A 17,753-nucleotide genomic window follows, 5' to 3' on the forward strand; every position below is an offset into this window, starting at 1 on the left:
GCCGTGGACGACTCGTCGTTCGACTGGGCGGCGCTGCGCGCACAGGCGGCCGCCGCGATGGGGCATGCCTACGCGCCGTACTCCGGGTTCCCGGTCGGCGCCGCCGCCCTCGTCGACGACGGGCGCGTGGTGACCGGCTGCAACGTGGAGAACGCGGCGTACGGCGTCGGCCTCTGCGCCGAGTGCGGCCTCGTCTCCGCGCTGCACGCGAGCGGCGGCGGCCGGCTGACCCACTTCGTGTGCGTCAACGGGGACGGTGACGTGCTGATGCCGTGCGGGCGCTGCCGGCAGCTGCTCTTCGAGCACGGCGGACCCGACCTGCTGCTGCTCACGGTGTCGGGGGTGCGCCGCATGGACGCGGTGCTGCCCGACGCGTTCGGGCCTGCCGCGCTGACCGAGTACGCCGACCATCCGCATGCGCGCCGGGCCGATGCCGCCGTCGACCCGGATTGACCTGACCGCGCCCGAGGTCGTCGCGGACCCCTACCCGTTCTTCGCCGAGGAGCGGCTGCGGCACCCGGTCGCCTGGTACGAGCCCGGCGGCAGCTGGCTGGTCTTCGACCACGCCGGCGTCAGCGCGGTGCTCCGGGACCGCCGGTTCGGGCGGCTGTGGACCGACCGGGAGCCGCGTGACCGGCTCGAGCCGTTCAACCTGCTGCACCGCAACCAGATGATGGAGAACGAGCCGCCCGTCCACACCCGGCTGCGCCGGCTCGTCGCGGGGGCGTTCGCCCGCGGCCACGTCGAGCGGCTGCGGCCCCGGGTGCGCGAGCTCGCCGCCGGCCTCCTCGACCGGGTCGACCCCGCGGGGTTCGACGTGGTGGGGGAGTACGCCGAGCCGCTGCCCGTGCTGGTCGTCGCCGAGCTGCTCGGCGTCCCCACCGATCTCGCGCCGCGGCTGCGGGCCTGGTCACAGGCGATCGTGCGGATGTACGAGGTCGAGCCGACCCGCGAGGTCGAGGACGCCGCAGTCCGGGCCGCCGAGGAGTTCGCCGCGACGGTGCGCGAGCTCGCGCGGGAGCGTGCCGCGTCCCCGCGCGACGACCTGGTCAGCGACCTGGTCGCGGCGCGCGCACCCTCCGGAGACGGGACTCCCGCGCGGCTGACCGAGGACGAGGTGGTCGCGTCCGCCGTACTGCTGCTGAACGCCGGGCACGAGGCGTCGGTCAACGTCTTCGGCAACGGCCTCGTCGCGATGCTCCGGCGCGGCCTGCGCCCCGACCCGGCCCGCGTCGACCTGTGCGTAGAGGAGATGCTCCGCTTCGACTCGGCCCTCCAGCTGTTCGAGCGCACCGCCACCGCCGACGTGACCGTCGGCGGGGTCACCGTCGAGCGGGGGCAGAAGGTCGCGGTGCTGCTCGGCGCCGCGAACCGCGACCCCGCGGTCTTCGACGACCCCGACACCTTCCTGACCACCCGCGACCCCAACCCGCACCTGGCCTTCGGGGCGGGGCTGCACTTCTGCCTCGGCGCGCCGCTGGCCCGGATGGAGCTCGTCGAGTCCGTCGGCCTGCTCTGGTCCCGGCTGCCCGGCCTGCGGCTGGTCGAGGACCCCGTCCCGCGCGGGACCTTCGTGCTGCGGGGCCACACACGGGTGCGCGTAGGCTCCTGACCACTTCGGGCACCACCGGACAGAGAAGAGGAACCATGGCAGAGCGGCACGACGCCGTCGAGGTGATCACCGCCAAGCGCGACGGCGGCGAGCTCGGCGACGCGCAGATCGACTGGGTGATCGACGCCTACACCCGCGGTGCGGTCGCCGACGAGCAGATGGCCGCGCTGGCGATGGCGATCCTGCTGAACGGGATGAACCGGCGCGAGGTGGCCCGCTGGACCCGGGCGATGATCGCGTCGGGGGAGCGGATGGACTTCTCGGCGCTCTCGCGGCCCACGGCCGACAAGCACTCCACCGGGGGCGTCGGCGACAAGATCACCCTGCCCCTCGCCCCGCTCGTCGCCGCCTGCGGCGTGGCGGTCCCGCAGCTGTCGGGCCGCGGCCTCGGGCACACCGGCGGCACCCTGGACAAGCTCGAGTCGATCCCCGGCTGGCGCGCGGACCTCGGCAACGACGAGATGATGCGCCAGCTCGAGGACGTCGGTGCCGTCATCTGCGCGGCCGGCGCCGGGCTGGCCCCCGCCGACAAGAAGCTGTACGCGCTGCGCGACGTGACCGCCACCGTCGAGGCGATCCCGCTGATCGCGAGCTCGATCATGAGCAAGAAGATCGCCGAGGGCACCGGCGCGCTGGTGCTCGACGTGAAGGTCGGCAGCGGTGCCTTCATGAAAGACCTCGACCGCGCCCGCGAGCTGGCAGAGACGATGGTCGCGATCGGCACCGACGCCGGCGTCCGCACCGTCGCGCTGCTCACCGACATGTCCACACCGCTGGGCCGCACGGCCGGCAACGCGCTCGAGGTCCGCGAGTCCGTCGACGTGCTCGCCGGGGGAGGCCCCGCCGACGTGGTCGAGCTGACCCTGGCCCTGGCCCGCGAGATGCTCACCGAGGCCGGGGTGACCGGGGTGGACCCGGCCGACCGGCTCGCCGACGGGTCCGCGATGGACACGTGGCGGCGGATGGTCCGGGCGCAGGGCGGCGACCCCGAGGCACCCCTGCCCACCGCGCAGGAGACCCACGTGGTCACCGCCCCCGCCACCGGCACGCTCACCCGGCTCGACGCGATGGCGGTGGGCCTCGCGGCCTGGCGTCTCGGCGCGGGACGGGCCCGCAAGGAGGACCCGGTGCAGGCCGGGGCGGGCGTGGAGATGCACGCCAAGCCCGGGGACACGGTCACCGAGGGGCAACCGCTGCTGACGCTGCACACCGACGAGCCGGAGCGGTTCGAGCGGGCGCTCGACAGCCTGGACGGCGGCTACGACATCGGCGACGGTGCGTCGTACGCCCCGACCCCGCTGGTGCTGGACCGGGTCGCCGCCGGCTGACGGACCGGGCGAGGGCCGGCTGGGCGCGGCGTCCTCGCCGGTGGCGGCTCAGCCGTCGCAGCCGCCGAGGGAGACCAGGCCGGGGACCTCGTCCGCGAGGTCCTCCTCGGCCGCCGAGTCCTTGCTCTGCGCGAGCACCACGTCGAGGGAGCGCTCCTCGCCGGGCAGGGTCCACACGGTGTAGACGACGTCGTCGGTGGTGGTGAGCCGGGCCCGTCGGACCTGCTCCCCGGCGAGGTCGACGGTCGTCGTGGGCAACGACCGGGTCACGTCCATCATCGTGGGGCCGCTGCCGGTGCGCTGCACCTGCGCGAGGATCACGGCGTTCGCGTGCAGGCCCGCCTCGTCGGCGGCGGACGCCTTGGAGTCGAAGACCGTGAGCACGGTGCCGAAGCCGTCCTCGCCGTCGCCGACCAGGTCGTCGAGCGCCGTGGTCGCGGTGCCCGTCGCCTCCTCGGCGGGGTCGTCGTCCGACGCCAGGCCGAAGGCGTGCTCGACCGCGATCGTCTGCTCCTGCCCCGTGAACGCGGTGCACTCGGCCCCCTCGCTGCACCCGGCGAGCATGGCGAGGACCGGGAGCAGCGCGATCAGCGGGGTACGGGTCACTGGGAGTCCTCCACCAGCGTGCCGAGCTGGAAGTTGCTGTTGATGTCGTGGTCGGAGAGGAACGGCTCGCCCTCGGTCTGGTAGTAGCGCATGAAGTCCTCCCAGCGCTGGGTCGCCGGGGAGTCCCAGTCCTGCTCCGCGGCGGCCGCGAGCGCCTCGGACCGCATCCGGGAGACGTCCATCATGTGTCGCCGGCCGTCGTCGCCGACGACGGTGAAGCTCGCCCGGTCGGGGTTCTGCGCCGCGTAGCGCTCCACGTCGGCGTCCCCGCCGAGCAGCCCCGCCTCGTCGAGCCAGTTCAGGTAGGTGTCGGGGCCGTGGATCCGGTTCTTGATCGCCTCGGCGTGCCCCTCGGCCTGCATCTCGCCCTGGTGGTCGGTCAGCGGCAGCCACTGGTCGAGGGCCCAGTTCTTGATGCCCTCGACGCCGGCGCCGGCCACGCTGCCCGCGGGCCCGCCGAGCTTGGAGACCGGGATCTGGTCGGTGAGCAGGCCCCCGACGAAGTCGGCGGCCTCACGGGCGGCCTCGTTGGCCTCGTCCGCCTCGGCACCCTGCGCCTTCATCGACTCGGTGAGCCAGTCGATGGTGCGCTGCTTGAGCTCGCCCTGCTCGGCGGCGAGCGTCTCGAGGTGTCCCTCGTCGAGGCCGTGCAGCGCGGCCACCTCCATGAAGTCGGAGCGCAGGGCGGCCGCCTGGACCGCGCTGAACTGCTGGAACTGCGGGCGGCCCTCGTCGCTGTAGTAGTCCAGGCCGAAGGCCAGCTGCATGACCGTCGACAGGTCGTCGGCCTCGAGGTTCGGCAGGGTCAGGCGCTGCCAGGAGTACGGCGCGTCCGGGTCCCCCTCGATCACCGGAGCCATCGTGGAGCCGGGGTGGTTCACCGCCGGCATGAACCGGGTCAGGATGTCGACCACGTCCTGGTCCATGGTCACCCGCCAGCGGTCCGGGTGGTCCGCCACCCAGGTGACCAGGTCGTTGGCGATCTCGGCCGAGACGTGGTCGCGGCTGCCGGGCCCTCCGGCGCCGACGAACGTGGTGGCCGAGTCGAGGAGGCCGCCGAGGCTGTAGCCGAAGGCGTCGAAGTACTGGCCCGCGGTGCGGTCGTAGAGGTAGTGCAGCTTGCCGGTGTCGGCCGCGGCGTCCTGGGTGAGGAAGTCCTGCGCGGCCACCGGGTCGTGGTGCATGGAGTCGAGCACCATCGCCAGCGGGTCCATCAGGTTCGAGTCCCCGTAGTCCCGGAGGCCGGGCTCGGTGACCGGGCGCCAGCCGTGGTTGACCTGGCTCCAGCCCCAGTCGCCGTAGGCCCCGACCTGCTCCCGCTCGAAGGCGAGGACGGCGTCGCCGACGCGGGTGAGGACGGCGGGGTCCCAGGTGGCGGTGCCACCCTGGCCCGCGTGCACGACCTCGGCGAGGAGCATGAGCCCCTCGCCCTCGCTGGTGCCCCAGCCGGCGTACGCGTCGAGGAGCTTGTCGTACACGCCGGGGTCGACCGGGTAGTCGCCCTGCACGTCGGCGTTCGACCCCAGGGCCAGGATCCGCGCGACCGCGGTGACGATCTCACCCTGGCCGGTGGTGTCGTCGCCGGTGATGAAGTGGGCGGAGAACTGGAGCTCGACGAGCTCGGCCGGGTCGAGGGCCTCGGCGAAGGCCTTCCGGAAGGCCGGGCTCGACGTCTCGAGCAACGCGACGTACTCCGCGATCTCGTCCTCGGAGCGGCCTCCCTCGCGGAGGATCTCCCCGAGCTGCTCGGCGGCCTCCCGGCCGTCGGCGGCGTACCGCGCGTCCCCGGCGAGGGTGAAGACGGTGTCGTCGAAGCGCTCGAGGGCGCCGATGCTCATCGGGCTCGGACGGCCCGCCTCCGCGGAGCGCCGGCGGAACTCCTCGACCTGCGCGTCGCTGACGTCGACCACCACCGCCGATGCCAGGGCGTCGGAGGTGGCGCGGGTCTTCTGGCGCAGCAGCTCCTTGTAATGGCCGAAGTCGACCTCGAGCGTGTGCCAGGCCTGCCGCCGGTCCTCGTAGGCGCCGCTCACGGCGAGGCTGCGGACCTGGTCCAGCTCGGCCCGCACCGCACGCGTGCCGGGGCCGCTCAGGTCGCCGGTGGCCGCCCGGTGCTCGCCGTCGGCGCGCCCCACCGCGGTGTCGTAGTCGGTCTGGGCCGCGGCGTACCGGCGGTTCAGCTCGGGGACCTCGACCTCGAGCGCGTGCTCGTACTCCCCGGCGAGCCCGCGCAGCGCGGTCGCCGCCTGGTGGAACCTCTCGTCGTAGCGGTCCATCTGCGCACCGAGCGCGGACATGTTCTGCTTGACCGAGGCCGCCGCCCGGCCCTGCCAGCGGTCCCCGATCTCGGCGGGTGTCGCGGAGACCCGGCCGGCCTTGGTCCGCACGTGCGCGGACAGCTCGTCGAGCTGTGCGGCGACGGCGCGGAGCCGCGACGGGTCGACGTCGAGTGTGAAGTGGTCGCTCACTGCTACCGGGCCCCCAGCCTGTCGGTGTGTCCGTCCGCGTGCCGCGCGCCTACAGGACGATGCTGGTCCTGGCGTCGCTGTCGAGCGCCTCGAGGTCGATCGCGAAGTTGTTCACGTTGCCCGCGATCAGGGCCGCCTCGGTCGAGCAGACGTCGAAGACGTCGTTCCACGACAGCAGGAATTTCGACGCCCCGCTCTCGATCGACCCGGCCAGCTCGCCGCACCCCTCGGTCATGCCGCGGTAGTGCGCGGCCAGGGGGGTGCGGGTGTTGCGGAACTCCGCGGCGAGGTCGTCGAACCGGCTGCGGATGGTCTCCGCCGTGGACGCGTCCAGGACGATGCCGCCTCCGCCGCCGGACTCCCCACTCGCACGCATGGCCACACCTTATCGGGCGAACGGGGCATCCTGCCTCCCTCCGGACGGGGTTGGACGGCATACTGGCGCTCCTGCGGAGCGGACGAGGACGGGGTGGAGCGGTGCGGCTGAGCCTGACGGTGGTCGACGGCCGGACCGGGTGCGCGGTGGACTCCCTGGTCGACCTGGACCCGGCCCAGCCGGTGGGCGACCTGGTCCAGCCGCTGACCGAGCTGCTCGGCGACCGGGTGCACAGCGGCTTCGCCCGGCGCGTGCCGCTGTGGGTGGACGGCGTCGCGGTGGAGCCCGACCGCCCCGTCGGGGTCGTCGGGGTCCGGCACGGCTGCGTGGTGTCCCTCTTCGAGCCCGCCGACCTGGTGGCTCGTGAGGTGCCGCACGGGGTGGCCGAGCTCCGGGTGGTGTCGGGTCCGGGCGCCGGCCGCATCCACCGGCTGCCCCTCGGTGACACGGTCGTCGGCTGCGGTGGGCCGGGCTGGTCGCTGCCGGACCTGCGGCTGCCCTCCGACGCGTTGACCGTGTCCGTCGCCCCGGACGGGTCGGTCGCGGTCACCGCGCCGGACGCGCTCGGGGCCCGGATCGACGACGGCGCAGCCCTCGCCGCGCTGGGGGAGCGGACCCCGTGGCCGGTCGGCGCGTACGTCTTCGTCGGTGACACCGTGCTGGCGCGGGCCGAGGTGAGCGACGTGACCGCCGACGTCACGACCGATGCCGACGAGGCGCTGGTCGACTTCAACCGTCCGCCGCGGCTGCTGCCGCCGCAGCGCGAGCGCTCGTTCCACCTCCCCGACCCGGTGCCCGAGGTCCGCAAGCGGCCGATGCCGTGGGTGATGGTGTTCGCGCCGATGCTGCTCGCGGTGCCGATGGCGCTGTTCTTTGGACCTCGGTACCTGCTGTTCGCGCTGTTCTCCCCGCTGATGGCCATCGCCAACTTCGTCAGCGACCGGCGGGCGGGCCGCAAGGACCTGCTGGCCCGGCAGAAGGAGCACGACGAGGAGCTGGCCTCGGTCACCGAGCGCGTGGACCGCGCCCTGGAGGCGGAGCGGTCCGAGCGCCGGGAGACCGGCCCCGACCCGGCGACCCTGCTCGGCCAGGCGATCGGCCCCGGGCCGCGGCTGTGGGAACGCCGGGCCTCCGACCCCGACTACCTGCGCGTGCGGGTCGGGCTGACCGACCTGCCGGCCACCGTGACCGTGGAGGAGCGCCGTTCCAAGACCGCGGAGGCCGCGCCGGCGCGGCGCCTCGCCGGGGTGCCGGCCTGGCTCGACCTGACCCGGCTGGGCGTGGTCGGTCTCGCCGGCGAGGACGACACCCGTGAGCCGCTCGCACACTGGCTGGTGGCGCAGGTCGCCCTGCTGCACAGCCCGCGTGACGTCCGGGTGACGGTCCTCAGCGACCAGCACGGCGAGTCCGGGTGGGGCTGGGTCCGGTGGCTGCCGCACGCCCGGGTCGACGCCGACACCGTCCTGCTCGGCACCGAGCAGGACTCGGTCGGCCGCCGGCTGGCCGAGCTGGCCGCGCTGGTCGACGCCCGCACCGAGCTGGTGCGCGACAAGGTGCGCCCGGTCCCGGACGTGCTCGTGGTCCTCGACGGGGCCCGCCGGCTGCGCACGCTGCCGGCCGTGGTCGACCTGCTCCGCCGCGGCCCCGGCGTCGGGGTGCGGGTGCTCTGCCTCGACGACGAGGTCCGCCAGCTGCCCGAGGAGTGCCGGGCGGTCGTGGTCTGCGAGGCCGGAAGGGTCCGGATCGAGGAGACCTCGTCGGAGCACACCGCCGACATCGTGCCCGACCTCGTCGAGCCGCCCTGGTGCGAGACCGTGGCCAGGGCGGTCTCCCCGCTGCGCGACACCACCCCCGAGGAGGAGGCCGCGGGCATCCCGTCGTCGGCGCGGCTGCTCGAGCTGATCGACCTCGACCCGCCCACCCCCGAGGGCATCGGCGCGCGCTGGACCCGGGGGCGTACGACGGACGTGGTGGTCGGCGCCGGGTACGACGGGCCGTTCCGCGTGGACCTGCGGCGCGACGGCCCGCACGCCCTGGTCGCCGGCACCACCGGCGCCGGAAAGTCCGAGCTCCTCCAGACCCTCGTCGCGTCGCTGGCGGTGGCGAACCGTCCCGACGAGCTGACCTTCGTGCTCGTCGACTACAAGGGCGGCTCGGCGTTCAAGGACTGCGCCCGGCTGCCGCACACGGTCGGCATGGTCACCGACCTCGACGCGCACCTGGTCAGCCGGGCCCTGGTCTCCCTCGGCGCCGAGCTCAAGCGGCGCGAGCACCTGCTCGCCGGCCCCGGGGCCAAGGACCTCGAGGACTACTGGGCTCTGCAGCGCACCCGGCCCGAGCTTCCGGCGATCCCGCGGCTGGTCCTGGTCATCGACGAGTTCGCCGGGCTCGCCGCCGAGCTGCCCGACTTCGTGCAGGGCCTGGTCGGCATCGCCCAGCGCGGCCGGTCGCTGGGCATCCACCTGGTCCTGGCGACCCAGCGGCCCAGCGGCGTGGTGTCCGCGGAGATCCGCTCCAACACCAATCTGCGGATCGCCCTCCGGGTGACCGACGAGAACGACAGCCGCGACGTCGTGGACGCCCCCGACGCCGCCCGCATCCACAAGGGGACCCCGGGCCGGGCCTTCGCCCGCAGCGGGGCCTCGACCCTGATGCCGTTCCAGAGCGGCCGGGTGGGCGGACGCAGCCCCGACGCCGACACGGGGGACCGGGCCGCGCCGGCGCCCCTGGCCTGGCCGGTGCCGTGGTCCGCGGTGGGCCGGCCGGCGCCGGTGCGGCCGCAGGAACGGGTCGAGCAGACCGACGAGGCCGACACCGACCTGGCGGCGCTCGTGGACGCGATCGGCACCACGAGCCGCGCGCTGGGCGTCCCTGCGCAGCACCGCCCGTGGCTCGACGCGCTGCCCGCGGTGGTGCTCCGCGAGGACCTGCCCGCGCCGGCGGCTCGGCACGGCGCCGCCGCCGGTGCCTCGGTCGAGCCCGCCGCGGCGGCCTGGATGCTCGAGGACCTGCCCGCCCTCCAGGAGCAGCGCAGCCGCACCTTCACCCTCGGCCGCGACGGCCACCTCTACGTGATCGGCGGCCCCCGCAGCGGCCGCTCCACCGCGCTGCGCACCCTCGCCGGGGCGCTGGCCGACGAGGTCGCGGTCCGGGACCTGCACCTCTACGGCCTCGACTGCGGCAACGGCGCGCTGCTCGGGCTCGGCGAGCTGCCGCACACCGGTGCGGTGGTCACCCGCACCCAGGTCGAGCGGGCAGACCGGCTGCTCGCGCGGCTCGTGGCGCTGGTCGAGGAGCGGCAGGACCGGCTCGGCCGCGGCGGGTTCGCCGACCTCGCGGAGCTCCGGGCGACCCTGCCCGAGGGGGAGCGGCCGCCGTACGTCGTGTTCCTGCTCGACCGCTGGGACGGCTTCACCTACAGCCTCGGCGAGGTGGACGGCGGCCGGATGACCGAGCAGGTGATGCGGCTGCTGCGCGACGGCACCTCCGTGGGCGTGCACCTGGTGGTGTCCGGCGACCGGTCGCTGGTCACCGGCCGGATGTCGACGCTGGTGGAGAACCGGGTGGTGCTGCGGCTCGCCGACCGCGGCGACTACAGCGTGGTCGGCGTGCCCACCCGCGAGGTGCCGGACACCCTGCCCGACGGGCGCGCGCTCACCCCCGACCCCGTCGTGGAGGGGCAGGTCGCCGTGCTCGCCGCGGACCTCTCCGGCCCCGGCCAGAACGACGCCGTGCGCGCGATCGCCCGCCGCCACGCGGAGCGCGACGCCGCGACCCCCGCGGGGCTGCGGCCCTTCCGGCTCGAGGAGCTCCCCTCCTCGCTGCCGCTCGACGACGCGCTGCGCGCCCGGGTGGGCGAGGCGGTCGCCGCCGCGACGCCGGGGTGGACCCCGCTCGGCGTGGGCGGCGACGACCTCCGGCCGCTGGGACTCGACCTGTCCGCGACCCCGGTCGCGCTGGTGGCCGGACCGCCGAAGTCCGGGCGCACGAACCTGCTGCGCTTCGCCGTCCGCGCCGCGCTCGACGCCGGGCGACCGGTGCTCGGGCTCTGCCCGGTCGACAACGCGCTGTGGCGCGACCTCGACCTGCACGGTGCGGGCCTGCGCACCGACGGGCTCGCGCAGGAGGAGCTCGTCGACCGGCTCCGGGAGCTGGAGGCGGGCACGCTCGTCGTCGTCGATGACGCCGAGCTGCTCAAGGAGGGGCCGCTCGCGCCCGCGCTGCTCGCGCTGGTGCAGCAGGCCCGCGGCAAGGGCTGGCGGCTCGTGGTCGCCGGGTCGACCGCGGAGATCGGCAGCGGGTACGGCGGCTGGGTGTACGAGCTGCGCAAGGCCCGGCAGGGCCTGCTGCTCTCCCCGCAGAGCATGAGCGACGGGGACATCTACAGCCTGCGGCTGCTGCGCAGCTCGCTGATGGCGCGGATGCACCCCGGCCGGGGGCTGCTGGTCGACGCCGCCGGGGGACAGGACACGGTGCAGGTGCCCCTGGTCTGAGCAGGTCCGGGACCCGGGCACGGACGCCGAAGGGCGGCACCTCCGTGAGGAGGGGCCGCCCTTCGGGACGTTCCGGGTACTGCCGGGCGCTACTTGGAGTAGGCCTGGTCCAGGCCCTCGGCGTCGCGCGCGTAGTTGCGCAGCCACTGCGAGAACTCCGGGCCGACGTTCATCATCTTGGTCATGCCGTCGTTCCACTCGTTCCACTTGGTGTGGAAGGTCTGGGAGGCACCAGGGGTCTGCCACGCGCCGGCGACCAGGTCCGTGGACTTGGTGTTCGCGGTGTTCTGCGCCTCCTGCAGCGTGGCGACGGTGCGGTCGATCATGTCCGCCGTCGCGAGAATGTCGTCAATACCGATCTTCTGGTCCCCGTGGGCCATGAATGCCTCTCCTTCGATCATGGTGCCTTGACGGCCTTGGCCCGCATCCTAGTCCGACATCCGGGACCTTCGGAACCGACCGGTCCGCCGCGACAAGCCGCCCGAACCGTCACCAAACCACCCGGACGAACCCACTCGTGCCGGGGCGTACCGGGCGGGGCGCGACTCCCCGGGAGCCTCCGGCGCCGAGGGCTACACTGTCGCCGCCGACCGAACGCGCGGGGGACGACGCACTGGGTGGACCCGGGACCTCGCACGACGATCTCCTGGACAGGAGCACCCATGAGTACGACCACCACCGGGGGGACCGCTGTCGAGCGCCAGCGCCAGCGGGCCTCGCGAGGCATCGGCCGGTCCGCGGGCGGACCGGCCAACCGCCTGCCCGCGCCTCCCCGCCAGCGCCGTCCTGCCCTGGCCGCGATCGCGGTCCTGCTGATCGTGGGTGGCGCCCTGCTCGCCGGCCTTCTCGCGATCCGGATGGACAGCCGGGTCCCCGTGCTCGCGGTGACCCAGGAGATCCCTGCGGGGGCCCGCATCGAACCGCAGGACCTCAAGGAGGTGCAGGTGGCCTCGGAGAACCTCGACCTGATCGACGCCGCGCTCGCAGGCGAGGTGGTCGGCACCTACGCGAAGACCAAGATCTACCCGGGCCAGCTGCTCAACACCTACATGCTCGAGCGGAGCAGCCCGTTCGAAGAGGGCAACGCCGTGGTCAGTGTGCTGCTCTCGCCCGGCCTGACACCGGACGCCGAGCTCGACACCGGCGACGAGGTGATGGTGATCCGTACGTCGACCGAGGCCGGTGGCTCCGGCGAGGCGATCACCGAGGGCCTCGTCGTCCGCAAGTCACGCGGCAGCGAGGACGACCTCGGCGGTGCCAGCGCCGGCAGCGTCTCGCTCCTGGTGCCGGAGGAGGCGGCCGAGTCGGTCGTGGACGCCGCCGGGAACAACCGCGCCGGACTCGCGCTGATCTCGAAGGGCAACTCGCTCGACGACGTCGACCTCGAGTACCAGGGCGACTGATGGCCCTCTACGCGCTCGCCTCGGCCAAGGGGTCGCCGGGGGTCAGCATCGCGACCATGGCGCTGGCCGGCACCTGGCCGACCGACCCGGTGGTCGCCGACCTCGACCCGGCAGGCGGTGACTTCACCTGGCGGTACCGCACCGTCACCGACGAGCCCGTCGACACCGACCGCGGCCTGCTGTCCCTCGGCGCGGCGGTCCGTCGCGGCGCCGCGGAGGCCGACCTCGCGGACCACCTCCAGGAGATCGGGGGAGGGGTCCGGGTGCTCGCCGGCATCGCCTCGCCCACCCAGGTGGCGGGCCTCGGTGCCGCGTGGGGCCAGCTCCCCGCGGTGTTCCGCGCCGCCGACCACGACGTCCTCGCCGACTGCGGCCGGGTGGTCCCCGGGTCCGCGGTCACGCCCGTGCTGCTCGCCGCCGACGCCGTGCTGTTCGTCGTCGCGCCCACGGTCGAGGGCACGGCGCACCTGCGGGAGCGGCTCAAGGGGATGGCCGACCAGCTCGGCCTCGGGGCGCCCGACGGCGTGCCGGTGGGGGTCGCGGTCGTGACGTCGTACAAGGACCGGCGCAGCGCGCCCGACCTCCAGCAGCTGCTCGACTCCGAAGGGCTCGGCGCGCGGGTGCTCGGCGTCCTCGCCCACGACAGGAAGGCCGCCGACGCGATGCGCGGCGCCGGCTACGCGGGCACCGCCCGCTCCCTGCTCGTCCGCTCCGCCGTCGAGGTCGGGGCGCGCCTCGCCGCGCTCGCCGACCACCGTCACACACCAGCCAGGTAGGGGACCGCGATGGACCAGCTGCTCGTACGCCGGCTGCGCGAGGAGGTCGCCGAGATCCTCGCGCGACAGCGCCGGGAGGACACCGCCAACGGGCTGCCGCCGATGTCGGCCGAGGACGAGCGCCAGTTCGCCCGCGCCGTCGTGGGCCGGGTGCTCGACGCCTACGCCCGCGAGGAGGTCGCCGCCGGCCGCAAGCCGCCCAGCCACGGCGAGGAGGAGGCGCTGGCCGAGGGCATCCACGCAGCCCTGTTCGGCGTCGGCCGGCTGCAGCCGCTGCTCGACGACCCGATGGTCGAGAACATCGACATCAACGGCTGCGACAACGTCTTCATCGGCTACGCCGACGGCCGCGAGGAGCGGGGCGCGCCGGTCGCCGACAACGACGACGAGCTCGTCGAGCTGGTGCAGACCCTCGGCGCCTACAGCGGACTGACCAGCCGGCCCTTCGACACCGCGAACCCGCAGCTCGACATCCGGCTGCCCGACGGCTCCCGGCTCTCCGCAGTGATGGGCGTGTGCCAGCGGCCGTCGCTGTCGATCCGCCGTGCGCGGCTGTCCCGGGTCTCCCTGGACACGCTGGTGGAGTACGGGACGATCTCGCCGGACGTCGCGTCGTTCCTGTCCGCCGCGGTCCGGGCCCGCAAGAACGTGATGATCGCCGGGGCGACGAACGCCGGGAAGACCACGATGCTCCGCGCGCTCGCGAACGAGATCGAGCCGCACGAGCGGCTGATCACCGTCGAGCGCGCCCTCGAGCTCGGGCTCGGCGAGTTCGAGGACCTGCACCCCAACGTGGTGGCGTTCGAGGAGCGGCTGCCCAACTCCGAGGGCCAGGGCGCGATCCACATGGCCGAGCTGGTCCGCCGCTCGCTGCGCATGAACCCCAGCCGGGTCATCGTCGGCGAGGTCCTCGGCGACGAGATCGTCACCATGCTCAACGCGATGAGCCAGGGCAACGACGGCTCCCTGTCCACGATCCACGCGAACTCCTCGCTCGAGGTGTTCAACCGGATCTGCACCTACGCGATCCAGAGCGTGGAGCGGCTGCCCGCCGACGCCACGATGATGCTGATCGCCGGCGCGATCGACTTCGTGGTCTTCGTCGAGCGCATCAACGACTTCAGCTCCGGCGGCAAGCTGCGCCGCGTCGTGACCTCGGTGCGCGAGGTGAACGGGGTCGACGGGCGGGTGCTCTCCAGCGAGGTCTTCGCGCTCGGCCCGGACGGGTACGCCGTACCGGCGTCCTCGATCGCGTGCCTGGACGAGCTGAGCGCCGTGGGCTACGAGCCCGGCGCCGCCTCCAGCTGGGTGGCCACGCCGTGAGCCCGACCACCCTGCTCGTCATCGCGCTCGGCGCCGTCGCCGGGGGAGGGGTCGTCCTCCTGGTCCAGGCGCTGACGCCGCGCGAGGTCAGCACCGTGGCCAGGCCCGGGTCGACGGTGGTCAAGCGGCTGCGCTCGGTCGGCAGCCGGCTGCCGTTCGCGGTGGTCGGCGCGCTGCTGGTGCTGATGCTGACGGGCTGGGTGGTCGCGGCCGCCGCCACCGCGGGGCTCGTCCTGGGCTGGAACACCCTGTTCGGCGGCTCCCGGGCCGAGCGCGACGGGGTGGCCAAGATCGAGGGGCTCGCCGCCTGGACCGAGTCGCTTCGCGACACCGTCGCCGGGGCGGTGGGCCTCGAGCAGGCGATCCCCGCCACGGCGTACGCCGCCTCGCCCGCGATCGCCGGCGAGCTCGGCACCATGGCCGACCGGCTGCGGGTGCGGGTGCCGCTGCCGGTCGCCCTGCAACGCTTCGCCGAGGAGATGGACGACGCCGGCGCCGACCTGATCATCGCCGCGCTGATCCTCAACTCGCGGCTGCGCGGCCCGGGTCTGCGCGACGTGCTCACCTCGCTCGCCGACTCCGCGCGCGCCGAGCTCGACATGCGCCAGCGGGTCAACGCCGGACGCAAGAGCACCCGGCGCAGCGTCCAGATCGTGATCGGCGTGGCCGTCGCGTTCGTGGTCGGTCTCGCGGTGTTCAACCCCACGTACGTCGAGCCCTACGGCACGCCGTTCGGCCAGGTGATGCTGGTCGTGGTCCTCGCGTTCTTCGCGGTGGGCATCGGCTGGCTGCGCCGGCTCGCGCGGTTCGAGACCCCGGCCCGGTTCCTGCACTTCCGGGCCGCCTCGGAGGTGCGCGGATGACCACCCTGGTGCTCGTGATGCTGGTCGGGGGCGTGGCCGGGCTCGGCCTGGTCCTGCTGGTCTCGATGTTCGAGCGCGGCTCGGCCACCGGCGCGGCCGGGCTGGCCCAGATCGACGCCGCGCGCCAGCGGGGCCGCCGCCAGGCCAGTCTGACCGCGGACCGCCGGCACAGCGAGGAGTCGGCGCGGATGCGCCGGGTCGGCTCGGAGCTGCGGGGCGCGCTCCAGGCGCGCGGGGTGAACCTGCCGCCGTCGGTGCGCGCCGACCTGGGGATGACCGGCCAGTCCGTCGAGACCTTCTTGGCCCAGTGCCTGCTCGGGGCGTTCCTCGGGCTGTTCCTTCCCTTCCTGGTGCTCGGGCCGATGGCGCTGGTCGGGGGGATCAGCCTCGTCGTACCGCTGTGGCTCACCGTCTTCGGCGCCGCGCTCGGCGCGCTGATGCCCTACAGCCAGATCCGCCGCCGTGCGGAGGCCCGGCGGCGCGACTTCCGGCACGTGGTCAGCTCGTTCCTCGACCTGGTGGCGATGAACCTGGCCGGCGGCCGCGGCGTCCCCGAGGCGCTGCAGACCGCGACCTCGATCAGCGACGGCTGGGCGATGGTGCGGATCCGGGACACCCTCGAGGCGGCCCGGCTCCAGGGCACCACCCCCTGGACCGCGCTCGGCGCGCTCGGGGACGAGCTCGACATCGACGAGCTGCGCGACCTGGCCGCGGCCCTGGCGCTGGTCGCGGAGGACGGCGCGAAGGTGCGCGACTCGCTCGCCGCCCGCGCCAGCTCCATGCGCCGCAAGGAGCTCGCCGACGCGGAGGGGAGGGCGGCCGCGAGGTCCCAGTCCATGCTGGTTGCGCAGCTCCTCCTGTGTGTCGGCTTTCTCCTGTTCCTGACGTACCCTGCTGTTGCAAGAGTCCTCGGGGCGTGACTGAGGATGAGTGCGGGGATCATCATCGAGTTGCCACGGAAAGGCTCTTTGTCGCATGCCGGACATGACGTTCTTCAAGATCTTCCTGGGTGCCCGTCTGGAGCGCGCCCGTCGCGCCGAGACCGGCGCGTCTGCCGTCGAGTGGGTCGTGATCACGGCCCTGCTCGTGGGGGTGGCCCTGGCCGTCGGCGTGATCATGATGAAGAAGATCACCGGCAAGGCCGACAGCCTCGACCTGCAGTGACCCGCGGGTCCGGCCGTGCGCGGTCGGAGCGCGGGGCGAGCGCCGTGGAGATGGCGATGTACATGCCGCTCCTGATGTTCGTCATCTTCCTCGCCGTCCAGATGTCCCTCGTGTACCTCGGGAACCAGGCCGCCACCGCCACCGCACGGGAGGCCGCCCGCGTGGCCCGCGTGACCGGGAGCGCCGCCCAGGGTGACGCCGCGGGGTCGCAGTACGCCGCCAACATCGGTCAGGGTGTGCTCGAGGACGTCCGGGTGACCGTCACCTACGTGGGGGATGACCGGGTGCGCGCGGTGGTCTCCGGACGTGCCCAGCAGCTGGTCCCGGTCCTCGTGCCCCGGGTCTCCCAGGAGGTCGAGGGCCCCATCGAAGAGTTCAGGCAGGACTGAGCGATGGCGGTGGTGCGGGCTGCCCGGCGGAACCGGGGCGAGCGAGGGTCGATGGCCGTCGAGGTCGTCATCCTCACCCCCGTGCTGCTGGCCTTCGTGCTGCTGATCGTGGCCTGCGGCCGCTACGTGGCGGTCAAGGGCGAGGTCGAGGCGACCGCCCGCGACGCCGTGCGCGCGGCCTCCCTGGAGCGCGACGCGGGTGCGGCGCAGGCGGCGGCGTACGACGTGGTCAGCTCCTCCCTCGATGCCGAGCTCTCCTGCTCGGGGGCCGACCTGTCCGGCGACTTCGACGCCGGGCAGCTGATCCAGGTCGACCTGCGGTGCACGGTGTCGTACGACGGGCTCGGGCTGATCGGCCTTCCCGGGTCGGTGGCGGTCAACGGCACCAGCTCTGCGCCGCTCGACACCTACCGGAGCGCCGGATGAGCCCCCGGGGCCCCGGGCGGGTCGGTGCACCGCGGCCCGACCGCGGACCATGGCCGGGTCGCGCACCCGGCGGCCGCGCACTCGTCCGCGGCCGCGGACGGTGGCCCGGCCGCGCACCGCACCGTCATCGTGACGAGGCGGGGACCGCGACCGCCTTCGTGATCGGCTTCGCCGTCGTGCTGATGGCCTGCGCCGGGCTCGTGATCGACGGCGGCAACGCGCTCAACGCCCGGATGAAGCTGGCCGACGACGTCGAGCAGGCAGCCCGGGTCGGCGCGAACCAGATCGACCTCGACGCGCTGCGCGCCGGCGACGCGGTCTCGATCGACCCGGCCGCCGCCGACGCCGAGGCGCGGGGCTACCTCGCCGCGCTCGGCTACAGCCGGGCCGGGGTGACCGCGACGACCGACACGGTCAGCGTCACCGCCGAGGACACCGTGCCGACGGCGCTGCTCCAGCTGGTCGGCATCTCCACCTTCGACATCTCCGCCAGCGCCACCGCGCAGGCGGCGACCGAGTGACCTCC

At 74.1% G+C, this 17,753-nt stretch carries 17 protein-coding genes; 13 read left to right on the forward strand and 4 right to left on the reverse strand.

Features of this window, described 5'->3' with window-relative positions; translation table 11 throughout:
* Nucleotides 1-3: 3 nt before the first annotated feature.
* The 3 genes from K1X13_RS16190 to K1X13_RS16200 are packed head-to-tail and all read left to right on the forward strand — an operon-like array spanning nucleotide 4 to nucleotide 2,940.
* Nucleotides 4-453 (forward strand): cytidine deaminase, encoded by a 450-nt coding sequence (locus K1X13_RS16190; RefSeq protein WP_308249597.1) that lies wholly within the window; start codon nucleotides 4-6, stop codon nucleotides 451-453.
* Nucleotides 416-1,612, forward strand: a complete 1,197-nt coding sequence (locus K1X13_RS16195; protein WP_221026185.1) for a cytochrome P450 — start codon at nucleotides 416-418, stop codon at nucleotides 1,610-1,612. The genes K1X13_RS16190 and K1X13_RS16195 overlap by 38 nt, the downstream gene beginning before the upstream one ends.
* Before the next feature lie 35 nt (nucleotides 1,613-1,647).
* A complete protein-coding gene (locus tag K1X13_RS16200; RefSeq protein WP_221026186.1) occupies nucleotides 1,648-2,940 on the forward strand; it encodes a thymidine phosphorylase in 1,293 nt (430 codons plus the stop codon).
* A gap of 48 nt (nucleotides 2,941-2,988) precedes the next feature.
* On the opposite strand, the gene K1X13_RS16205 is transcribed toward K1X13_RS16200, so the two are convergent.
* Genes K1X13_RS16205 through K1X13_RS16215 form a run of 3 tightly spaced genes read right to left on the reverse strand, consistent with a single transcriptional unit; the run spans nucleotide 2,989 to nucleotide 6,390 of the window.
* Nucleotides 2,989-3,546 carry a hypothetical protein gene (locus tag K1X13_RS16205; RefSeq protein WP_221026187.1) on the reverse strand — a complete coding sequence of 186 codons (558 nt, stop codon included), beginning with the start codon at nucleotides 3,544-3,546 and terminating at the stop codon, nucleotides 2,989-2,991.
* Complete coding sequence (locus K1X13_RS16210; RefSeq protein ID WP_221026188.1) at nucleotides 3,543-6,014, reverse strand: WXG100 family type VII secretion target; 2,472 nt, start codon at nucleotides 6,012-6,014, stop codon at nucleotides 3,543-3,545. The genes K1X13_RS16205 and K1X13_RS16210 overlap by 4 nt, the downstream gene beginning before the upstream one ends.
* Nucleotides 6,015-6,063: 49 nt before the next feature.
* Nucleotides 6,064-6,390 (reverse strand): hypothetical protein, encoded by a 327-nt coding sequence (locus K1X13_RS16215; RefSeq protein WP_221026189.1) that lies wholly within the window; start codon nucleotides 6,388-6,390, stop codon nucleotides 6,064-6,066.
* 101 nt (nucleotides 6,391-6,491) lie between these two features.
* On the opposite strand from K1X13_RS16215, the gene K1X13_RS16220 reads away from it, so the two are divergent.
* On the forward strand, nucleotides 6,492-10,883 hold the full coding sequence (locus K1X13_RS16220; protein WP_221026190.1) for an FtsK/SpoIIIE domain-containing protein: 4,392 nt from the start codon (nucleotides 6,492-6,494) through the stop codon (nucleotides 10,881-10,883).
* Between the two features lie 89 nt (nucleotides 10,884-10,972).
* On the opposite strand, the gene K1X13_RS16225 is transcribed toward K1X13_RS16220, so the two are convergent.
* The gene (locus K1X13_RS16225; protein WP_221026191.1) at nucleotides 10,973-11,263 is read right to left on the reverse strand and encodes a WXG100 family type VII secretion target; all 291 of its coding nucleotides are present in this window, start codon (nucleotides 11,261-11,263) and stop codon (nucleotides 10,973-10,975) included.
* A gap of 282 nt (nucleotides 11,264-11,545) precedes the next feature.
* Here K1X13_RS16225 and K1X13_RS16230 point away from each other — a divergent pair, with 282 nt between their 5' ends.
* From K1X13_RS16230 to K1X13_RS16270, 9 genes are all read left to right on the forward strand, one after another.
* Nucleotides 11,546-12,286: an SAF domain-containing protein gene (locus tag K1X13_RS16230; protein ID WP_221026192.1), complete on the forward strand. Its 741-nt coding sequence runs from the start codon at nucleotides 11,546-11,548 to the stop codon at nucleotides 12,284-12,286.
* Entirely contained in the window at nucleotides 12,286-13,062 is a 777-nt protein-coding gene (locus K1X13_RS16235; RefSeq protein WP_221026193.1) for a MinD/ParA family ATP-binding protein, read from the forward strand. The genes K1X13_RS16230 and K1X13_RS16235 overlap by 1 nt, the downstream gene beginning before the upstream one ends.
* Before the next feature lie 9 nt (nucleotides 13,063-13,071).
* Entirely contained in the window at nucleotides 13,072-14,385 is a 1,314-nt protein-coding gene (locus K1X13_RS16240) for a TadA family conjugal transfer-associated ATPase (protein WP_221026194.1), read from the forward strand.
* Nucleotides 14,382-15,248, forward strand: a complete 867-nt coding sequence (locus tag K1X13_RS16245) for a type II secretion system F family protein (protein ID WP_308249598.1) — start codon at nucleotides 14,382-14,384, stop codon at nucleotides 15,246-15,248. The genes K1X13_RS16240 and K1X13_RS16245 overlap by 4 nt, the downstream gene beginning before the upstream one ends.
* Nucleotides 15,245-16,168 (forward strand): type II secretion system F family protein, encoded by a 924-nt coding sequence (locus tag K1X13_RS16250; RefSeq protein WP_225915322.1) that lies wholly within the window; start codon nucleotides 15,245-15,247, stop codon nucleotides 16,166-16,168. Before K1X13_RS16245 ends, K1X13_RS16250 begins: the two co-directional genes overlap by 4 nt.
* Nucleotides 16,169-16,232: 64 nt before the next feature.
* On the forward strand, nucleotides 16,233-16,412 hold the full coding sequence (locus K1X13_RS16255; protein ID WP_225915323.1) for a hypothetical protein: 180 nt from the start codon (nucleotides 16,233-16,235) through the stop codon (nucleotides 16,410-16,412).
* The gene (locus K1X13_RS16260) at nucleotides 16,409-16,801 is read left to right on the forward strand and encodes a TadE/TadG family type IV pilus assembly protein (RefSeq protein WP_308249599.1); all 393 of its coding nucleotides are present in this window, start codon (nucleotides 16,409-16,411) and stop codon (nucleotides 16,799-16,801) included. The genes K1X13_RS16255 and K1X13_RS16260 overlap by 4 nt, the downstream gene beginning before the upstream one ends.
* Nucleotides 16,802-16,852: 51 nt before the next feature.
* Nucleotides 16,853-17,227: a TadE/TadG family type IV pilus assembly protein gene (locus tag K1X13_RS16265; protein ID WP_225915324.1), complete on the forward strand. Its 375-nt coding sequence runs from the start codon at nucleotides 16,853-16,855 to the stop codon at nucleotides 17,225-17,227.
* Nucleotides 17,224-17,748, forward strand: coding sequence for a TadE/TadG family type IV pilus assembly protein (locus K1X13_RS16270; protein ID WP_372450707.1), 525 nt, complete (start codon nucleotides 17,224-17,226; stop codon nucleotides 17,746-17,748). Before K1X13_RS16265 ends, K1X13_RS16270 begins: the two co-directional genes overlap by 4 nt.
* Nucleotides 17,749-17,753: the final 5 nt, after the last annotated feature.

This window comes from Nocardioides jiangsuensis (assembly GCF_019679455.1).
Lineage (GTDB): Bacteria > Actinomycetota > Actinomycetes > Propionibacteriales > Nocardioidaceae > Nocardioides_C > Nocardioides_C jiangsuensis.